23 protein-coding genes are annotated in these 17,706 nt (G+C 41.8%); 16 read left to right on the top strand and 7 right to left on the bottom strand.

What is annotated here, in order from left to right:
- Positions 1–24 precede the first annotated feature (24 nt).
- Entirely contained in the window at positions 25–468 is a 444-nt protein-coding gene (locus MBUR_RS07900; protein WP_198003717.1) for a very short patch repair endonuclease, read from the top strand.
- A 474-nt stretch (positions 469–942) separates the two neighbouring features.
- On the opposite strand, the gene MBUR_RS13510 is transcribed toward MBUR_RS07900, so the two are convergent.
- On the bottom strand, positions 943–1,089 hold the full coding sequence (locus tag MBUR_RS13510; protein ID WP_083754957.1) for an HIT family protein: 147 nt from the start codon (positions 1,087–1,089) through the stop codon (positions 943–945).
- 163 nt (positions 1,090–1,252) lie between these two features.
- Here MBUR_RS13510 and MBUR_RS07895 point away from each other — a divergent pair, with 163 nt between their 5' ends.
- A complete protein-coding gene (locus MBUR_RS07895) occupies positions 1,253–2,542 on the top strand; it encodes a Fic family protein (RefSeq protein WP_198003716.1) in 1,290 nt (429 codons plus the stop codon).
- Positions 2,543–2,585: 43 nt separating this feature from the next.
- Here MBUR_RS07895 and MBUR_RS07890 read toward each other — a convergent pair whose 3' ends face one another.
- Together MBUR_RS07890 and MBUR_RS07885 are read right to left on the bottom strand one after the other, a co-directional pair.
- On the bottom strand, positions 2,586–2,996 hold the full coding sequence (locus tag MBUR_RS07890) for an HIT family protein (protein WP_011499582.1): 411 nt from the start codon (positions 2,994–2,996) through the stop codon (positions 2,586–2,588).
- Between the two features lie 381 nt (positions 2,997–3,377).
- The gene (locus MBUR_RS07885; protein ID WP_011499581.1) at positions 3,378–3,935 is read right to left on the bottom strand and encodes a hypothetical protein; all 558 of its coding nucleotides are present in this window, start codon (positions 3,933–3,935) and stop codon (positions 3,378–3,380) included.
- A 440-nt stretch (positions 3,936–4,375) separates the two neighbouring features.
- Here MBUR_RS07885 and MBUR_RS07880 point away from each other — a divergent pair, with 440 nt between their 5' ends.
- A complete protein-coding gene (locus MBUR_RS07880; RefSeq protein ID WP_011499580.1) occupies positions 4,376–4,786 on the top strand; it encodes a universal stress protein in 411 nt (136 codons plus the stop codon).
- Between the two features lie 13 nt (positions 4,787–4,799).
- On the opposite strand, the gene MBUR_RS07875 is transcribed toward MBUR_RS07880, so the two are convergent.
- A complete protein-coding gene (locus tag MBUR_RS07875) occupies positions 4,800–5,609 on the bottom strand; it encodes a sugar phosphate isomerase/epimerase family protein (RefSeq protein ID WP_011499579.1) in 810 nt (269 codons plus the stop codon).
- Between the two features lie 93 nt (positions 5,610–5,702).
- Here MBUR_RS07875 and MBUR_RS07870 point away from each other — a divergent pair, with 93 nt between their 5' ends.
- The 10 genes from MBUR_RS07870 to mtrH all read left to right on the top strand — a co-directional run bounded on the left by MBUR_RS07870 (position 5,703) and on the right by mtrH (position 12,227).
- Positions 5,703–6,737, top strand: a complete 1,035-nt coding sequence (locus MBUR_RS07870) for a peptidase U32 family protein (protein WP_157196679.1) — start codon at positions 5,703–5,705, stop codon at positions 6,735–6,737.
- Positions 6,734–7,120 carry a DUF5402 family protein gene (locus tag MBUR_RS07865; protein WP_011499577.1) on the top strand — a complete coding sequence of 129 codons (387 nt, stop codon included), beginning with the start codon at positions 6,734–6,736 and terminating at the stop codon, positions 7,118–7,120. The genes MBUR_RS07870 and MBUR_RS07865 overlap by 4 nt, the downstream gene beginning before the upstream one ends.
- Positions 7,121–7,307: 187 nt before the next feature.
- Positions 7,308–8,213, top strand: a complete 906-nt coding sequence (gene mtrE, locus MBUR_RS07860; RefSeq protein WP_011499576.1) for a tetrahydromethanopterin S-methyltransferase subunit E — start codon at positions 7,308–7,310, stop codon at positions 8,211–8,213.
- A complete protein-coding gene (gene mtrD / locus MBUR_RS07855; protein WP_011499575.1) occupies positions 8,210–8,929 on the top strand; it encodes a tetrahydromethanopterin S-methyltransferase subunit D in 720 nt (239 codons plus the stop codon). Before mtrE ends, mtrD begins: the two co-directional genes overlap by 4 nt.
- A 1-nt stretch (position 8,930) precedes the next feature.
- The gene (gene mtrC, locus MBUR_RS07850; RefSeq protein WP_011499574.1) at positions 8,931–9,740 is read left to right on the top strand and encodes a tetrahydromethanopterin S-methyltransferase subunit MtrC; all 810 of its coding nucleotides are present in this window, start codon (positions 8,931–8,933) and stop codon (positions 9,738–9,740) included.
- Positions 9,737–10,060 carry a tetrahydromethanopterin S-methyltransferase subunit B gene (locus tag MBUR_RS07845; RefSeq protein ID WP_011499573.1) on the top strand — a complete coding sequence of 108 codons (324 nt, stop codon included), beginning with the start codon at positions 9,737–9,739 and terminating at the stop codon, positions 10,058–10,060. The genes mtrC and MBUR_RS07845 overlap by 4 nt, the downstream gene beginning before the upstream one ends.
- A gap of 1 nt (position 10,061) precedes the next feature.
- Positions 10,062–10,787: a tetrahydromethanopterin S-methyltransferase subunit A gene (gene mtrA, locus MBUR_RS07840; protein WP_011499572.1), complete on the top strand. Its 726-nt coding sequence runs from the start codon at positions 10,062–10,064 to the stop codon at positions 10,785–10,787.
- 5 nt (positions 10,788–10,792) lie between these two features.
- The gene (locus MBUR_RS07835; RefSeq protein ID WP_011499571.1) at positions 10,793–11,032 is read left to right on the top strand and encodes a tetrahydromethanopterin S-methyltransferase subunit F; all 240 of its coding nucleotides are present in this window, start codon (positions 10,793–10,795) and stop codon (positions 11,030–11,032) included.
- Positions 11,029–11,256 carry a tetrahydromethanopterin S-methyltransferase subunit MtrG gene (gene mtrG, locus MBUR_RS07830; RefSeq protein WP_011499570.1) on the top strand — a complete coding sequence of 76 codons (228 nt, stop codon included), beginning with the start codon at positions 11,029–11,031 and terminating at the stop codon, positions 11,254–11,256. Before MBUR_RS07835 ends, mtrG begins: the two co-directional genes overlap by 4 nt.
- Positions 11,257–11,270: 14 nt before the next feature.
- Positions 11,271–12,227: a tetrahydromethanopterin S-methyltransferase subunit H gene (gene mtrH / locus MBUR_RS07825; protein WP_011499569.1), complete on the top strand. Its 957-nt coding sequence runs from the start codon at positions 11,271–11,273 to the stop codon at positions 12,225–12,227.
- A gap of 557 nt (positions 12,228–12,784) precedes the next feature.
- Here mtrH and hdrB read toward each other — a convergent pair.
- Positions 12,785–13,705 (bottom strand): CoB--CoM heterodisulfide reductase subunit B, encoded by a 921-nt coding sequence (gene hdrB, locus MBUR_RS07820; protein WP_011499568.1) that lies wholly within the window; start codon positions 13,703–13,705, stop codon positions 12,785–12,787.
- A complete protein-coding gene (gene hdrC / locus MBUR_RS07815; protein ID WP_011499567.1) occupies positions 13,698–14,192 on the bottom strand; it encodes a CoB--CoM heterodisulfide reductase subunit C in 495 nt (164 codons plus the stop codon). Before hdrC ends, hdrB begins: the two co-directional genes overlap by 8 nt.
- A 241-nt stretch (positions 14,193–14,433) precedes the next feature.
- On the opposite strand from hdrC, the gene xseA reads away from it, so the two are divergent.
- The 3 genes from xseA (at position 14,434) to MBUR_RS07800 (ending at position 17,414) form a co-directional block, all read left to right on the top strand.
- On the top strand, positions 14,434–15,657 hold the full coding sequence (xseA, locus tag MBUR_RS07810; RefSeq protein WP_011499566.1) for an exodeoxyribonuclease VII large subunit: 1,224 nt from the start codon (positions 14,434–14,436) through the stop codon (positions 15,655–15,657).
- A 6-nt stretch (positions 15,658–15,663) separates the two neighbouring features.
- Entirely contained in the window at positions 15,664–15,933 is a 270-nt protein-coding gene (locus MBUR_RS07805; protein WP_011499565.1) for an exodeoxyribonuclease VII small subunit, read from the top strand.
- A gap of 101 nt (positions 15,934–16,034) precedes the next feature.
- Positions 16,035–17,414, top strand: coding sequence for an ATPase domain-containing protein (locus tag MBUR_RS07800; protein ID WP_011499564.1), 1,380 nt, complete (start codon positions 16,035–16,037; stop codon positions 17,412–17,414).
- Between the two features lie 50 nt (positions 17,415–17,464).
- On the opposite strand, the gene MBUR_RS07795 is transcribed toward MBUR_RS07800, so the two are convergent.
- Positions 17,465–17,704, bottom strand: coding sequence for a hypothetical protein (locus tag MBUR_RS07795; protein WP_011499563.1), 240 nt, complete (start codon positions 17,702–17,704; stop codon positions 17,465–17,467).
- Positions 17,705–17,706 lie beyond the last annotated feature (2 nt).

Genomic DNA, 17,706 nt, shown 5'->3' with positions numbered 1-17,706 from the left:
TCAAAAATATTATAGGTGACATTCGTGAAATACATTAGAGATGGGCGTGCTCCGATACCAAAATCGAAAATAACCTCTAGGGTCATGAGTGCAAACGTTGGGAAGGACACGAAACCTGAACTTTTACTTAGAAAAGCATTGAGATATATAGGGATTCCTGGATATCGACTTCACTGGAAAAAAGTGCCAGGAAGACCCGATATTACATATCCAGGTGGTAAGATTGCAATATTCGTAAATGGTTGCTACTGGCATAGGTGTCCATACTGTAACCTCCCTCTTCCAAAATCACATACCGATTTCTGGGCAGAGAAATTCAAGAGAAACAAAGAAAGGGACGATGAAAATATACGTTTACTAAAGGCAGAGGGATGGAAAATAATCGTATTATGGGAATGCGAAATAAAAAGGGACGTAATGGAATGTGCTGAAAGAGTAAGAAATTTGGTGTGCAAAATAGACAGCTGAGCCTTTGCTAAAGTTGATAATTTTGCTTTAAATCATGAATGAATGCCTATCCTGCTCTTGTTACACAAAAATATTCTTCCAATACCTTATATAGCCAACCTTTTGAAAGTACTTGGTGCCTAATCAAATTATGCTTTCCAACTTTGAATGCAGTTAATGTTGTAATTAAGGCCACAATATTGGCAATGGATACGAAATTATTTTCTCATTCCATCCCGAGAGTAAGGGTTTTAGAAACCTTATATCCCACAACTTAATTTTAGTTCCTTTGTTCAACAATAGTCTAGAGGTTATAAATCATCCTAGGGAATGTATTGTCCTTTCAAATGGTTTCATGCATATGTTTTCACGATATCTCCAACACCGTTTACCCTTGCTGATATAATTAGAAAGAGAAATGGTTACGAAATCGCTCTGTTTTTCAACCAAAAAAGTCACTAGATTATAAACAGTGTCATATCCATCTCTCCCAAATCATCCGCTGCACTGCCGGATGCAATGGAAGGTATGGATTTTCAGTCTTCTTCGATTTTGGGGGATGATGTGGACGTGCACATGTGGCACTAACTGACCGGCAGCATCTTTGTTATTGAGACCGACGTTTGAGCCGTCTGCTGTCAAATCTCAATGAGAACTGTGCAATTTTAAGCAAGTTAAAAATAAACTATTGGTATCTGTTAATATCTATTAAATTAATAGTTAGTATTATTAAGTATTAAATTCTATAAAATGTACTAATTTATTAGATATTGATAATATGAAAAAGATACTCAAAACATCCTCATTGTCCACGGAAGATGGAACTGAGGCAATGAAGTACATTCATGATCAGGATGTGATCAATTTTGTTTCTGAATATAATCGGAGATATCTTCATTGGGAAGAGGTTGGAAAAAGAAAAGACAAAATTCCAATCAAACCAATTTACTTGTGGTACTTAATGAAAATGTTTCGGGTCACGAAGGCTCCCAATAAAGTTGTTTTTGGAAAATATATATTTCATTATACGATGCTTGACGAGTTTCAAGAAAAATTGTACACTCTCGATAAAGGCGCAGCAGGAACTCTTGCAAGCGTCATCGATGCTATCTCTGACAATCGTGAAAAGTACATATTAAATTCTCTTATGGAAGAAGCTATTGCATCAAGTCAGATCGAGGGAGCAACACCATCACGTCGAGTCGCAAAGGAGATGCTAAGGAAAAGTAAAAAACCAGAAAACAAAGATGAGCGGATGATCATTAACAATTATAACACAATGAAATATGTGTTAGAAATAAAAAATGAAGAAATGACCCCTGAACTTCTTCTGGAAATTCAAAAAAGGATGACCGAAGGTACTTTCGACGATCCTGAAGACGAAGGCGTTTTTAGAGACAACGATGAGATCCGAGTTTTTGATAATGATGGTGAAGTTTTACATACTCCTCCAAAAAAAGAAGAAGTATCAGAATTAGTGAGCGAACTGTGCAATTTTGCAAATAATGATGACCAGTTTTTCATCCATCCCATAATCAAAGGAATATTTCTTCATTACTTACTTAATTATATTCACCCATTCAATGATGGAAATGGACGTACTGGCAGAAGTCTATTTTACTGGTATGTCCTGAAAAAGGATTATTGGCTTTTTGAGTATATGTCCGTATCACGTTTGATCTACAAAAAACGCCGGCAATATAAATTGGCATATCAATATACAGAATCGGATTACTTCTTTGATAAAGATAAAGAGATTGGTGATCTGACATACTTTATTAAATTTAATTTGACTGCTATAATAGAATCGTTGCATGAAATTCTAAAATATCTTGAAATTAAGCAGCAGGAACAATATCAGGCACTGAAATACATGAATGAATCTGATGAATTAAACACCAGGCAACGAGAAATACTTAGGCAATTTATAAAATATCCACACAAAACAATGGCAGTAAAAGAAGTCATGAATACACAAGGTGTATCTTATGCTACGGCAAGAAGTGACTTATTTTATCTTGAAGAAATTGGTCATCTCAAAAAACAAAAATCCGGGAAGGAGTTTTTATTTGTTTTAATACACAATGATGCATAAAAGTGTTAAGAACGATAACTCCTCTCTCATACCTTAAGCTTTATCAATCAACCCTCAACCTCTCAGCCAGCTCTTCCAGATCGTTCCCTGCATCGCTCACAGATACTATCGAATGCATTGAACCGCCATTATCCCCATTCATTCTCGGGATGATGTGTACATGCACATGTGGCACTAACTGACCGGCAGCAGCCTTGTTATTAAGACCGACGTTCGAGCCGTCTGCTGACATTGCATCTTCTAACATCCCTGTTAGCATTTTCACGGTGGCGAAAAGTGAACCGGCATCTTCCGTTGGCATGTCGGTAAAGCTGTCGTAGTGCTTTTTAGGGACAACTACGGTATGCCCTCTGGAACATGGGTTTATGTCAAGGAAAGCATAGGTTTCTTCGTCCTCATAGATCTTATGTGATGGGATCTTTCCCTTTATTATATTGCAGAACAGACAATCCATATTTTGACTCCTCCTACATATTTCCGTTTTACTTATTTATAAGATTCTACTGGACATGCATTATTTCCTGTGTTTGTTGTATGTTGCGAGTAATGCTATTGCGAGCAGTGCTGAGGGGAGGGTGAATGCTGGAGTTTGTTTATTCTCTGTTTCTGCTGGGTTTTCGGAGGTTGGTCTGCCTTCGTAGTATTCGGTGGGTATGGACAAATATCGGATTCAGTATTTTTTGCTGTAATAATCCATTTTCCAATATTAGTACCGTTAACATTGCATATAGATTTAGAAGTATTAAACCCTAAAAAATTCAAAATAAAATAATTTTACAATTAAGCTATATGTTATTTCAAAAACGGTGTTTCCTATTATTGTTGCTACCTTTCTTTAACGCATCTTCAAATTTTTTCTTTGCAAATTTTTTAACACGTTCCTTTTCAGTGTACCAACTATCTTTATTATTTTTCTTAAAGCCACAACCAACACATGTCCAACTATACCTCTCCATAAATTCTTATTTTCCTCGAGCTCAACTTCACATTTTGGGCATCGATGGGGTGTTTTTATATCAACGTCTTCTGCGGAATTATCGGTACGAGAAAATCCCCATTCTGGGTTATTAGGTATACGTACATCCCATAATACATTCTGATAGCTTATTTTTGCAATATTTTTCCACCCATTAATAGGAAATCTTGCTACTCCCACCAATGGGTCCATGTTTGCCATTTTGATTTTGTAATACCTTGATTTAATAATAATCGCTGTGTACCATAGTAAAACCAATAAGCACAACACTATCCAATATTTCAACTCGATTTTTTCTATATATAGTAGCCATTCCCTGGTTTTGAGCCAAGAATAAATTGAAAGTCCTATTGGCACTGATATTACTGAAACAATTGGCAAAAAAACGTTCTGCAATAGCAAATCTGTAATTTTCATAAGCTACCATTATCATTATCAATATAAAATATTATTATTTCTACAGATAACCTTCAACCACACGGATGCGTTGAACAGAAATGATTAATTGGTTGCGTGAAATCACCAATACTTATCTCTGAAATGGAGTGAAAGCTGCGTTGTTGTTGAAATAGGCCGATTCAAAGAGATTGTAACAGTACTTGTTATGACTGGGATGAATTTTCACTTGTTCGGAAGTATTCGGAGTTGAGATCTCAATATCCAGAAGTGTTTGAGGAGATTGAGAAAATGGTCTCGAAGCTCCTCTTTCATCCATTTTTATCATGATGTTCTATTTTTGTTTTACATTTATTTTTGAATTTTTTGCGTTTGATTAATTCCTGAATAAATATAGAATAAATTAGCTAAAGGTCGATCTCCAATAACTTTAATACACTTAAAAAGTAACCAAAAATTGTATGAAAATATTACTTCCCACTGACGGGTCAGGATATTCGGAAAACGCTGCAATGGTTGCAGGTCAGATCGCAAGCAAACACGATTCTGAGGTCATAATCGTTCATGTGGTCGAAGACAAAGGGCTTGGGAGGAAAACGTGGCGTGAGAACGGTGCTGAGCATGTGATCAATAGTGTAAGGGAAGAACTTCTCAAAAGAGGGTGTAAAGAGCAGAACATCATCTCCGAGACAGTTGGTGGTCATGCCGCAGAAATGATCGTAAAGACTGCAAAAAAGCATAATGTCGACAGGATCGTTATAGGCACTCGTGGTCATACTGGAATTAAACAGATAATGGGTTCTGTGACACTGAAGGTCCTTCAATTGTCACCAATACTTGTTCTGGTCGTTCCTCCTGAATTTCGGTTATAATGAAAAATGTTGGTCAAAGGCTGATATGTTCTCTTATCATCTCTTTTCCCGCAAGAACATCTTCGATTGAAAAAACCTCCAGATTGAATATCCCTTTGTAACCTTTAAGCGAATTAAGCACTGAATAATCGATCGTGCCGGTTCCGGGTGCCATGTGCTCATCTCCATCGTAATTGGAGGTCCATGTTCCGTAATTGTCATGCAGGTGCACATGTATCACTTGTTCTGATACTGTCCTGATGAACTCGTTCAGTTTCTCATGGTCCCCTCCGCAGGTCAGGTTCGCATGACCGATGTCAAATGTCACCCCAAGGTTCGAAGAATCCACTTCATTGACCACTTTGAGCAGTTCTTCTGCTTCACAACAGAGATTTCCGGGGTCGGTAGCTTCTTTGTTCTCAAGTCCTAGCATGACATTGTTCTCTGATGCAAAAGCTGCAAGTCTTTTCAGATTTGTTGTCATCCTGCCAAGGGACCTTTGTCTGTCATCTCCTACTCTGCCGGGATGGATGACAACTGCTTTTGTTTCGAGCTTTCCTGCGAGCTCTATGCATTCTTCCATTAGCTTGAAATGAATGGGCTCCATGGATGCAGTATCAACCACAAGGCCCTTTGGATATGTTGGAACGTCTGCAAAATAATGTGCATGCATGGATGTATCAAGATCGCATGTGGACAGTTCGTCGAGGATCTGTTCTAACCTGTTTTTCTGAAGGCAGTTTCCTTCATATACTCCAAGTTTTGGCATATAGAGCTCCACGGATCTGACATGTTGGTCCAGCTCTTTAAGACTGCCTGCAAAGGAGGATGCACCTATGATCATATTGATTAGAACGAAAATAGCCTCTAATAACAATTTTGGTCTGGGGCAACAAACCAAAATCCTTATCTAAATTTACCTGATTAGATGGTTTCAATGAAGTTGTATGTACCACATGTAGGTCATCTTGAAGGACTTGAAGACCTGCTTTCAGGATCTGATGATATCTATGCTGTCTATATGGCAGGGTCTCCCGATTATATTGGCACTGGCAGGACCAACCTGAGTGCGCCGAAGCTTGAAGAGATAGCTATACAGACAGAGTACGCACACGATAAGGGCGTGAAGATGGAGATCATCCTTAACAGTTCCTGCATGGGTGGACAGCAACTTACGCCGGAAGGTTACCGAACCATCGATTGGTATTTCGATAAGTTGAACAACATTGGTATAGATTCGATCACTGTTGCAGATCCCTTCTTTGTGGAGATGCTTGCCAAGGATTATGATATGGATGTGGTGGTCTCGGTACTCTCTTTTGTGGATTCTCCTCAGAAGGCCGAGTTCTATGAACAACTTGGAGCAACTACGATAGTTATTGATCCTGTAGTGAATAGGCAATTCGATAAACTGGAAGCTATCAGGGATGCAGTATCATGCGATCTGAAGTTGCTTGTAAATGAGGCCTGTTTGTATCAGTGCCCTTTCAGGTATGCTCACTTCAATTTCTTCTCACATGCCAATGGGCCGGGTCCAAAGCCTAATGTGCTTGATGATTATTACTACTTCAAGTGCTTGTCCTTGAGGATAAATGATCCGCAACAGCTCATAAAATCCCCCTGGATCAGGCCGGAGGACCTTAAGGAATACCGTCATATTACAGACACATTCAAGATCGGTGGCAGAACACAGTTCGTCAACTGGGTCCTTGATGCTGTAGATGCTTATGCCGGTGAGAGCTATGATGGGAACCTCATGGACCTTTTGGATAGCGTAAAGGACCTGAAAGATAATTTCTATGTCCCGAACAGTGAACTGAACGGGGCCATCGAGCAATGGAAAAGATGCGACAAGGTCTGCCACAAGTGTGGATACTGTAAGCGTCTTGCTGAGAAGGTTATTCAGGTATATTCCTACAATGGGGATGAACGTTGTACAATACCATTGGGATCATCAGGAGATAGAAAATGACTATGACACAAGATATGCTGAAAGCACGTGGGGCATTGGAGAACAAATTACGGGAACTTTTGGGTATACCTGTCTTTTTGATCGAAATGGATATTTTTGCCCTTCCATGTGGTTGCAGTGGTGTTACAATAAATACACGCGGGCTCCAATTGGATGATCTGGAGATATTCGAAGAACATATTATTAAATACTTTACGGAAACGGTTATATCTCTTGAGATTGATCCCGCTTTCCTTTTTGTTCGCCTGATTCCCGGAACTGCTGAGATCGCATCGGTCAATGCACGTATGCTTTGCAACAATTGTTACATGGATTTTAGCAGAGGGAGCGGCAGGCAACCACGGCCTGATATTTATATCTTGAAGTTTGACAGGCGAGAATGAGATAAAATTCTTGCAGAACCCTTTTTTTCCAGATAAGTTCCGAAAGGTTTATGAATGATTTTAGATAATGCTGTCCATCTTACGTTAGTCTATGCTATATTTACTTAATATGTGGCAAAAAATATCGAAGATAGTGTATATTCGCACTTATATTATATTTATTTAGAACTACGAAGGAGGAAAATAAATGGAACCACTCATGGGCATGGGTGTTCTAGCACTTATGGGCGCTGCCGCAACTATTGCTGGCACAACTGAGGATCTCGAATCTGATGTCGGATCTCAGAGTAACCCAAATTCACAAGTACAGCTAGCACCCCAGATGATGTATCCACATAGGATCTACAACAAAGCAATTTCTGGTGAACCACCATCGAATGCATTGATTTGTGCTATTGGCGGAACCGTGGCATCTGTATTGATGACTGCAAATCTGTCTGTGATCTTTGCTATCGCTATTGGTGCACTTGTTGCTTCAGCAGTACACGGAACATATTGTATCACGGCTTACATGGGCCGTACCGCAAGTCAGAAACGTTTCAGACAACCAATCTACCTTGATATTCTCAGATCACATACGCCAGTGATGATGGGATATGCATTTATTACAACATTCTGTATCCTTGTTGTATCATACATTATGGTGGCTGTTCTCGCACATCCTTTCCCACTTACGCTTCTCGCGTTCATTTGGGGAATTACTGTCGGAGCTATTGGTTCATCCACTGGTGATGTTCATTATGGTGCAGAGCGTGAATTCCAGAATGTTGAGTTCGGATCAGGTCTCAATGCTGCAAATTCCGGAAACATTGTAAGGAAAGCAGAATCCGGTCTTCGTAATGGTATTGACAATTCCTGGTTCTGTGCAAAGTTCGGAGGCCCAGTAACCGGTCTTGCATTCGGTATGACCGTTTTCTTAAGTGGCTGGGTAACAGCTGTCTTTAACCCTGCTATTAGCCTTACAATGGGCTGGCTTTCAGTTGCTGCAGGAGTTATTTTGGTGTTACTTTTGATTATCTGGAACAGAAAAATCGAAGTAGCAGCACGTAAGGCATTTGGTCCTTACAAGGAAGAAGAGGAGGTCGCTGCATGATAGATGTAGCAGGAATTTTAGCAGAGAACATTTTATACATCGCAATGGTAACCCTTGGCGGTATGCTTATTTCATGGAGTGTTCACTTCGTGCCTGTAGGTGGAGCACCTGCAGCTATGGCACAGGCAACCGGTATTGGTACTGGTACTGTACAATTGGCTGCTGGAGCAGGTCTCACAGGACTTGTAACCGCAGGAGCCGTTATGGCAGTATCTGATAGTCTCCTACTTGTTGTTGCATCCGGTGGAGTCGGAGCAATGATCATGATCGCTGTAACAATGATCGTGGGTACATGGGTTTACGTTTATGGCGTTGGTGTACCACCAGCATCCGCAAAAGTAGACTATGACCCTATCACAAAAGACAGGCAGGACATCTACGTTTCACAGGGTACTGAGGGACACGGACTTCCAACCGTCTCATATGTGAGTGGTGTTATTGGCGGTGCTCTTGGTGGCATTGGCGGTTCAGCTATCTACTTCGCTCTCATGAGCACCAGTACTACTCTCATCCAGAGTGACCTTGTAGCACTTGCAAGTATTTTCGCTGTAGGTATCTTTTTCGTGAACGCAGTAATTCCTTCATACAACATTGGAGGAACCATTGAAGGTTTCCACGACCCTAAGTTCAAGAAATGGCCAAAGGCAGTTCTTGCATCCTTTGTGGCAACATTGATGTGTGCTTTCGTTGGTATAATCACTATCGGAGGTCTCTAATATGTCCGCAGGAGGAGCTGGTGGAGAAGCCACAGGTGGCATTCCACAGAATCAGTTGATCGCTCTGGGATCTCTCGGAGGTCTCGCAGGAGCATACGCAGGTCATTTCCTTTCCATTACATCACCTGCATTCGCATTCCTTGGTGCGCTTGGTGCTATCTGTGCTATCGTATGGGGAAGTGCAGCTGTCAGGCGTGTAGCAAGTTATGGTCTTGGTACCGGTGTTCCATCCATTGGTATGATGGCACTTGGTATGGGTGTTGTTGCATCCATGTTCGGACTTGCAGTAGGCGGTATTGCCGGACCTATCGTAGCATTTATTACAGCATCAATTATCGGACTTGTCATTGGTGTACTCGCTAACAAGGTACTTGGAATGGGCATCCCTATTATGGAACAGTCCATGACAGAGATCGCTGGCGCAGGTACACTTACCATCATCGGCCTTAGTGTCGCAATGACAGGTACCTTCATGTTCGATGCAGTACTGGAAACCGTTGTTGCGACCGGATATATCGCAGTGATCTTCATCGCTGGTGGTATGGCAATTCTCCATCCATTCAATGCGAACCTTGGTCCTGATGAGAAACAGGACAGGACATTGATGACCGCTTTAGAGAAAGGTGCGATCGCAATGGTAGTTGCAGGTATCGTAGCAACCGTCGTAGATGGTGCATCCGCTGTTCCATCCATTATGATCGGTGTTTTCATATGGTACATTGCATTCACTAAATATGTCAAACTCGTTAACAGAGACGCATATAAGGTTCTTGGAACCGGTCTTCTGCCTACTGAGGAGGAATTAGAATGAGCATGGTACACGTAGCACCAGAAGCACATCTTGTATTGGATCCACTTACATCAGTTCTGGCAGCAGAACGTGAGGACATCATCTGTTACTCAATGGATCCGATCATGGAACAGGTCAATGAACTTGATAAGATCGCTGATGATCTGGTCAATTCACTTTCACCCGACATGAAGCTTTTGAACGCCTTCCCCGGAAGGGAAGAAACAGCATTAAAAGCAGGTTTCTACGGTAACACTTTCTATGGTGTTATAGTCGGTCTTGTCTTCTCAGGTATGATAGCATTGACACTATACATCCTCAGTTTGATCGGAGGTCTATAATATGGTAGATAAAAGAGAACCAGCAGTAGACTGGCCAACCCTAAAAGGTGAATACGATGTAGGGGACGTAAAGAACTGCGTTGCTGTTATCACCTGTGGATCACACATACCTAGCGGCCCACAACTTGAAGCCGGAGCTGCAATTACAGGTCCATGTAAAACAGAGAACCTTGGTCTTGAGAAGGTCGTTGCACAGATCATTGGAAACCCTAACATCAGATTCGTGATCATTACCGGTTCCGAAGTCAAAGGACACATTACCGGTGAAGCGTTCATAATGGTCCACAAGAACGGTGTAAGTGATAATCGTATTGTGGGCGCGACAGGTGCTATTCCTTATGTTGAGAACCTCACTGATGCAGCAGTCGAAAGACTTCAGCAGCAGGTTGAAATGATCAACATGATCGGTACCGAAGATATGGGACAGATCGTTGCAAAGATCAAAGAATGTGTGGCAAAAGACCCTGGAGCACTTGATGTTGATCCTATGGTCGTCGAAGTCGGCGAAGCTGGCGGCGAAGGTGAGGAAGAGGTCGGTGGACTTAAGCCAATGGCAGCTGAGATCGCAACGATCAGGAGCAGGATCCTTGATATTGACCGGGAAATGGTCATTGCCGGTAACTGGAACAAGTACCATGCAGGCGTACACGCAGGTAAGGTCGAAGGTATCATGATCGGTCTTGCAATTACGCTGTCACTACTTGGCCTATTGTTATTCGGGAGGTAATTGACATGGCAGAAGAAATAGAATCTGGACAGGGAGTCCCAATGGTAATCAACCCACAGATGGGTGCCATTGAAAACGTTGTCGATAGAATTCGATACAGGGCTCAGCTTATCGCAAGGAACCAGAAGCTCGACTCCGGTGTTAATGCCACAGCTGCAACCGGCTTCATTGTCGGTTTTGGATTCGCAGTTCTGATGGTATTGATACTCCCATTGATCATCTGGCAGGTAGGTGGTGTAATATGAGCGACGCAAAGAACACAACACCAAGTGTTGTAACAGACCCTGTAGATTTCAATGAGGTTCTTGAGAAGCTCAATTTGATCGACGAGAAGATCGAATTCGTAAACAGTGAGATCGCACAGAGGATCGGAAAGAAATTAGGTAGGGATATAGGCATAATGTACGGAGCAGTAGCTGGTATATTAATATTCTTGATCTACATTTCACTCTCTCCCATACTCATCTGATAAGAGGTAATAACATGTTCAAATTTGACAAAAAACAGGAAGTATTCGAGGTTGGTGGCGTAAAGTTCGGCGGTCAGCCAGGGCAGTACCCAACAATTCTCATTGGTTCAATGTTCTACAACAGGCACAAGATCGTGACCGATGAAGATGAGGGAGTTTTCGACAAGGAAGCAGCAGACAATCTCTGGAACCACATGCTTGAGATGACAGATGTAACAGGCAATCCATGCGTTAACCAGATCGTCGGTGAAACAACACAGGCGATCAAGAAATACATCGATTGGTTCGTTGCAGAAGATGACAAGACACCTTTCCTTATCGACTCATCCGCAGGCGAAGTACGTGCTGCAGCAGCAGAATACGTTACAGAGATCGGTGTAGCTGACAGGGCTATCTACAACTCTATCAATGGCAGTATCCATGACCATGAGATCGAAGCTATCAGAAAGAGTGATATCAATGCTTCAATCGTCCTTGCTTTCAACGCAACAGACCCAACCGTAAAAGGAAAGCTTGAGGTTCTTGAGACTGGTGGTCCAGGTCAGACCATGGGTATGCTCGACATCGCAAAGGACTGTGGCATAACAAAGCCACTCGTCGATGTAGCTGCAACTCCACTCGGAGCAGGCGCTGGTGCATCCATGAGGGCAGTAATCGCTGTAAAGGGTCACTTCGGTCTCCCTGTAGGTGGTGGATACCACAACCTTGCTTCTGCATGGGACTGGATGAAGGATTACAAGAAGGGCTTCGCGACAAAAGAGGAGCGTAAGGCAGTTTACATGCCAACAGATATCGGAACGAACCTTGTCCCGCAGACACTCGGTTCCAACTTCCAGCTGTTCGGTCCTATCGAGAACACTGACACAGTCTACCCTGCAACCGCAATGGTAGATATCATCCTCGCAGAGACCGCAAAAGAACTCGGTCTTGAGATCATGGATGAGAACCACCCAATCAACAAGCTGGTCTAAACAACCAGCTTTTCATTTTCTTTTTTTTCATTAACTTATTTCTAATTTCGAGATCTGTATTTTGAATTCCTTTTCGGTTCATAAGAGTTGTAAAACTCCACAACTAATTATTCTGGCAATAGTTTCTTTATAAAAATAGTCCGCAATATGGGATTTATTTATACTGTTAGTTACAATTACGCCGTATGGATCAAAAATTATCATCAACTCTCATTTTTGCCATCATAATAAGTCTTTCAATTGTATTGTTACTTGGTCTATTGTTATTCGGAAGATAATTGACATGGCCAAAAAATAAAATCCGGGTCGCAAGTCCCAATGTCACTATCCTGCAGACACTCAGTTCTAACTTCCAACGTTTTGATATTATCGAAAACACTGACACAGTCTGCTCTAACGTTATGGTAGATATAATTCTTCAGAGAGCGTGATTGAATTCGGTATAGATCATGGATGAGAACCACTCAATCAAGAAGCTAGTCTAAACGACCCTCCTTTCACTTTTTAAAACCCCTCATGCTTCGCTCAAGAGCAGCATGCATGTAAAAAAGTGAGAATTAAGGTAGATCTTCGATCATCTCAAAAAAAGCTTTGTTCAATGTCGAATTGAGGTCAATGCCCAGTTCCTCTACGGTATATCCAAAAGCAAGCCCTAACAATTGTGTGTAATGTAGCACCGGTATTGAATGCTCTGTACCATCCCTTTCATTAAGGTCCGTTTGTCCCACATCAAGTTGCATGTGGCAGAACGGGCATGCGTTGACAATACAATCAACCTCTGCTGCTTCTATCATTGACAATTTATGCTCTGTGAGGGCAAGGGCCTCATCGCTCAAAGCAGACCTGACCCCTCCGCCAGCACCGCAACATTCCATCTTATCAGGATAATCCACACTTACTGCACCTGTGGCCTCAACAAGCTCATCAAAGAAAGAAGGCCTTTCCACACTCATGCCTACCCGCCCTTTTGAAGGCTTCAGCAGGTGGCAGCCATAATGCACAGCAACCCTGATGTCCAGGGACTGTGTGACAAGCTCACGTATATTCTCAGGCTCTATTTCCTGATACAAGAACTCCGTAATATGGCGAATATCCTGTGTGCCTTTAAATTCCCTGTCTATGGCTGCAAGGTGGGAATTAACACTTTCCTTAAGGTCCTCGTCAGCTTTCAATTCATTATTTGCATCGGCAAGGGACCCATAACATCCATTACAGATAGTAAGTATGTCACGTCCAAGATCTTCGGTTAATGAAATATTCCTGCTAGACAGGGCAAGCCATGTGGTCTTATCGAACGACCGAAGAATTCCCGGTGCCGGACAACATGAAGCTCCTTCAAGATCGACACAATCGATATCCAATTTCTCTAAGCACAACTTTGTACTTTTTTCAATGCCTGGATAACGATTGGGGATCACACAGCCAAGAAACAGCGACAATTTGGGTATTTCGTGTTCCTTCCTTGCAGATTCACTCATTTAGCATCAACTCATCGAATTTACAGTCAGCAAGCAACTTCTTAACTTCATTCAAAGCATCCGGATAACTATGTACTGTGGGTGGCATTTCATCCATCCCAAGTGATATTCTCTTTGTTCTGTTCTCAGCATTTATGGGGACTGCATGCCCATGTTCGATTAACAGTTTACCCACGGTGCGATGTTCCGGGAGGATGATCCCTTCATGTACTGCTATTGCACGTATCTCAAAAATAGCATCAACAATATCAATTCCCCTCGGGCAACGTTCCTGGCAATTATAACATGTTGTACATGTCCAAAGTGTCTCATCAGAAAGCACAGATTCACCTTTGCGAGCTTTCCTGAGCAAATTCCTTACATTCAGGCTCGTATGCCTTCCAGACGGACAACTGCCGGTACAAACGCCACAATGCATGCATTTGAGAATGTCAGTTCCCGTTTTATCCAGCCTGGATAGAAAAGTTGATCCATTTGTAGCAGACATTAAAATGATTTATCCTTTCATGCCTAATAAAAGATGTCGTTGCACTTTAAAAGATAGCAATTTATTTTATGTTCTATTTAGTTATCCTCCATAATAAGTACCATTCTTTTCTCTTTATTAACCTATGCTAGCTCTGAATTGGTTCAATTTATACGTATCATACTTAAATTACTTTCAACCCACTCGCTCTATATACTAATAGGAAAAAGACATAACCGTACATATGATGGAGATTTGAACAATGCCCGCATATACTGTTACAGAACTGAACAACCTCATCAAGAACACTCTGACGAACAATCCGAAACTTAATCAGATCTGGGTGCAGGGAGAGATCTCTAATCTTACAAAGCATAGTTCAGGTCATTATTATTTTACGGTCAAGGATGGAAAAAGTCAGATAAGTTGTGTCAGCTTCAAGTCTGTGAACCGGAATCTCCGGTTCGAGCTGGAATCATCCATGAAGGTCCTGGTATTCGGTTCAGTGGATGTGTATGTGGTACGCGGGCAGTATCAACTTTATGTTCAGGACATTCGTCCCGATGGTGTGGGCGAGTTATACAAGGCTTATGAACAACTTAAGAACAAGCTTGAGCAAGAAGGTCTCTTCAGTGATGTTCACAAAATACCAATCCCTGGATATCCTCTTAGGATCGGAGTTGTAACTTCTCCCACAGGGGCTGCGATACATGATATTCTGAATGTTATCAGGCGCAGGTATCCTGTCAATATCCTATTAAGCCCTACCATTGTTCAGGGGGAGAGGTCCGCGGAAAGTATTGTCAGGTCCATTGAACTGCTTAACCAGACGGATGTTGACGTTATAATTGTGGGAAGGGGTGGCGGTTCCCTTGAAGATCTGTGGTCTTTCAATGAAGAGGTCGTTGCAAGGGCTATTTTCAATTCCAAAAAACCGATAGTTTCTGCTGTGGGGCACGAAACGGATTTTACCATTGCTGATTTTACTGCTGACATGCGTGCTCCTACCCCCTCTGCTGCGGCAGAACTTGTAGTGCCGGATCAGAAAGAGGTAAAAAGACATCTTGCAACGTTGTCCTCGCGATTGGAAAATGAGGTGGAGCATGTTATTTCACAAGGGAAGGGTCGGCTGGAACAGATCCGTAAGAAACTGGAACCGCAACATATCATGGATATGCTGCTGCAGGATTCGCAATATTTGGACGAGCTTACAATGAAATTGACATCTTCAATGGGAAAGACAATAGTGGATAAAACGTTCGAACTTAAATTTCATTCATCTAAGCTCAATGCGGTAAGTCCTTTGAACACTATTCTCAGAGGGTATAGCATAGCAATAGATCCTGTGAATGATCTGTCTATCTCAAGTGTTACCGAGTTGGGGGATAATGATCAATTAGATGTCATTGTCAATGATGGCATATTTGAATGCAAGATTGAAAATATAATCCACAGCAGGAAGAAATACCTGCACTACGAAGGGTGATAAATTATGGGAACTACAAAGAAAGCCAAGGTAGAGAAAGGTGCGGCTGAAAAAGAACAGACATTCGAAGCATCTCTGGGAGAGCTGGAACATCTGGTCGATCAGCTTGAAAAAGGGCAGCTTACCCTTGATGAAAGTATTGAAACCTTTGAAAAAGGTATGAAACTGGCACTACTTTGCAACCAGATGATCGAGGATTCCGAGAAGAAGGTCGAGGTCCTTATGGAAAAAAGTGGAAAGCTTTTGACGGGACCATTTAATGAAATGGGTCAGTAAGAATGTGTGGGAGATGGTGTTATTGACATTGTTGGTGATAACCCCGGTAACTGCTGAAATCGAGAAAGTATAAGTAATCCTTATGCATATAGAAAATTATAATGTCCGAACTTCAGAATTTACCGTGTTGTATTGAGGGGCTCGATGAGATCCTTGGGGGTTTTAAATCACCATCTACCATCCTTGTCGCCGGTACGGCAGGAGTCGGTAAAACTACGATGGCACTTCAGATGCTTTCAAATGCCGCAAAGAGTGGAGAGAAAGTGCTGTACATACCACTTACTACAGTAACATCTGAAAGATTTGAGAAATTGCAGGCGGTTTTTCCGTTTATCTTTGAAAATATCAGTACTCATCCTCTAAACAGACAGGCAGCTGAAAAGGATCCTCTGAGTACGTTGATCGAAATGGGCAATGTCATAACTTCTGAAAATCCCGATCGTATTGTCATTGATCCTATCACTCCTATAGGATTTGGTTTTGTTGAACAGGAAAGAAGGCGTTTTTTCTATACTTTAGACTCCATGCTCAAGGAATCAAATGCTCTTGTGATGCTTACGGGCGAACTTCTCGAAGAACAGATCCATGGTTCAGTGGTAAGTCACCTCACAGATGGTATTATTTATCTGTCAAAAGAGAATTCCGGCTATCATACTGCACATAAACTGAGAGTTCTTAAAATGTTGGGGTCAAATCTCCAAAAGAGCGGCATGAGCACCTCCCGGGAATATAGTTATGATGTCAGTTCTGATGGTTTTGTTATCTATCCCCGTCTGGTAAGCTCGAAACTTGATATCATCTCTGAAACAAAGATACGTTCCGGGGTGGAAAATTTTGATCTTATGCTCTACGGAGGTATGATCGCAGGGAATAGTATGCTCGTTGCAGGTGAGCCTGGAGCGGGTAAGACTATCTTTTCATGGAGTTTTATAATGGAAGGGCTCAGCAATGGTGAAAACGGGGTCATAGTGTCCTATGGTGAAAGGCCGGAGCAGATTATCAGGGAAGCAGCAAAATTCAACTGGAATATGCAACAATATGTCGATTCCGGACAATTACAGTTCATTCATTCAAACCCTGAAGAAATTCATCCTGCCGAGCATGCAATAAAGTTAAAGGGTCTCGTAGAGGAACTTGGCATTACACGTATTGTGGTCGATGGTCTTGTCAATCTGGAGATAACTTTCCCGGATAACATCAAACTCCGCGGCTACTTGCTTAGCCTTATAAATTATCTTAAAAGTATGGGTGTATCTTCCGTTTTCACAACAGAACTTGATCCGCAGACAGGCAGTATAATGAGCAATGAAGCCTCATTTATCATGGATTCTGTTGTAACTCTTGAGCAAATACTCTGTTCCAATGAGGTCAAAAGGTATTTGAGGGTACTGAAATCCAAAGGTTCCCGCCATGGGCTGATCATGAGGGAATATGTAATTTCCGATACGGGCATCAAGCTTCAATGTGATGTGTTGCCTTGAACGGTATAATTTAAAAAAACATGAAAGTAGTGCATGTACTACTTTCATTTTTATATTGATTGTACGCTTCTTTCAACCGTTGTGCCAAGTTCTGTGAGTTTGTAAAACCCATTTTCTTCAACGATCAGATCCTTTTCGGCCAATTCCTCAAGTATCTTATCTGCAGATATCTTTGCAATATGCATGTTCTTGGCAATGCGTACTCCCTCCAATTGTCCTCTGGAGCCGAGTAAACTCAATAATTTCTGTCTGTTCTTGTTTCCTGTAATGAAACCCATTAGTTCTTCCATTT

The sequence above is a fragment of the Methanococcoides burtonii DSM 6242 genome (genome assembly GCF_000013725.1).
Lineage (GTDB): Archaea > Halobacteriota > Methanosarcinia > Methanosarcinales > Methanosarcinaceae > Methanococcoides > Methanococcoides burtonii.
This window is presented reverse-complemented; position numbering and strand designations above follow the sequence as displayed.

Excerpts from the sequence above, each read along its gene's own strand:
- MBUR_RS07890 (WP_011499582.1), bottom strand. The coding sequence starts at position 2,996 with ATGGATTGTCTGTTCTGCAATATAATAAAGGGAAAGATCCCATCACAT.
- MBUR_RS07805 (WP_011499565.1), top strand. The coding sequence starts at position 15,664 with ATGGGAACTACAAAGAAAGCCAAGGTAGAGAAAGGTGCGGCTGAAAAA.
- mtrG (WP_011499570.1), top strand. The coding sequence starts at position 11,029 with ATGAGCGACGCAAAGAACACAACACCAAGTGTTGTAACAGACCCTGTA.
- hdrC (WP_011499567.1), bottom strand. The coding sequence starts at position 14,192 with ATGTCTGCTACAAATGGATCAACTTTTCTATCCAGGCTGGATAAAACG.
- xseA (WP_011499566.1), top strand. The coding sequence starts at position 14,434 with ATGCCCGCATATACTGTTACAGAACTGAACAACCTCATCAAGAACACT.
- MBUR_RS07835 (WP_011499571.1), top strand. The coding sequence starts at position 10,793 with ATGGCAGAAGAAATAGAATCTGGACAGGGAGTCCCAATGGTAATCAAC.
- MBUR_RS07875 (WP_011499579.1), bottom strand. The coding sequence starts at position 5,609 with ATGATCATAGGTGCATCCTCCTTTGCAGGCAGTCTTAAAGAGCTGGAC.
- MBUR_RS07865 (WP_011499577.1), top strand. The coding sequence starts at position 6,734 with ATGACTATGACACAAGATATGCTGAAAGCACGTGGGGCATTGGAGAAC.
- hdrB (WP_011499568.1), bottom strand. The coding sequence starts at position 13,705 with ATGAGTGAATCTGCAAGGAAGGAACACGAAATACCCAAATTGTCGCTG.
- MBUR_RS07885 (WP_011499581.1), bottom strand. The coding sequence starts at position 3,935 with ATGAAAATTACAGATTTGCTATTGCAGAACGTTTTTTTGCCAATTGTT.
- mtrH (WP_011499569.1), top strand. The coding sequence starts at position 11,271 with ATGTTCAAATTTGACAAAAAACAGGAAGTATTCGAGGTTGGTGGCGTA.
- mtrA (WP_011499572.1), top strand. The coding sequence starts at position 10,062 with ATGGTAGATAAAAGAGAACCAGCAGTAGACTGGCCAACCCTAAAAGGT.
- mtrE (WP_011499576.1), top strand. The coding sequence starts at position 7,308 with ATGGAACCACTCATGGGCATGGGTGTTCTAGCACTTATGGGCGCTGCC.
- MBUR_RS07870 (WP_157196679.1), top strand. The coding sequence starts at position 5,703 with ATGAAGTTGTATGTACCACATGTAGGTCATCTTGAAGGACTTGAAGAC.
- mtrD (WP_011499575.1), top strand. The coding sequence starts at position 8,210 with ATGATAGATGTAGCAGGAATTTTAGCAGAGAACATTTTATACATCGCA.
- MBUR_RS07880 (WP_011499580.1), top strand. The coding sequence starts at position 4,376 with ATGAAAATATTACTTCCCACTGACGGGTCAGGATATTCGGAAAACGCT.
- mtrC (WP_011499574.1), top strand. The coding sequence starts at position 8,931 with ATGTCCGCAGGAGGAGCTGGTGGAGAAGCCACAGGTGGCATTCCACAG.
- MBUR_RS07795 (WP_011499563.1), bottom strand. The coding sequence starts at position 17,704 with ATGGAAGAACTAATGGGTTTCATTACAGGAAACAAGAACAGACAGAAA.
- MBUR_RS07800 (WP_011499564.1), top strand. The coding sequence starts at position 16,035 with ATGTCCGAACTTCAGAATTTACCGTGTTGTATTGAGGGGCTCGATGAG.
- MBUR_RS07845 (WP_011499573.1), top strand. The coding sequence starts at position 9,737 with ATGAGCATGGTACACGTAGCACCAGAAGCACATCTTGTATTGGATCCA.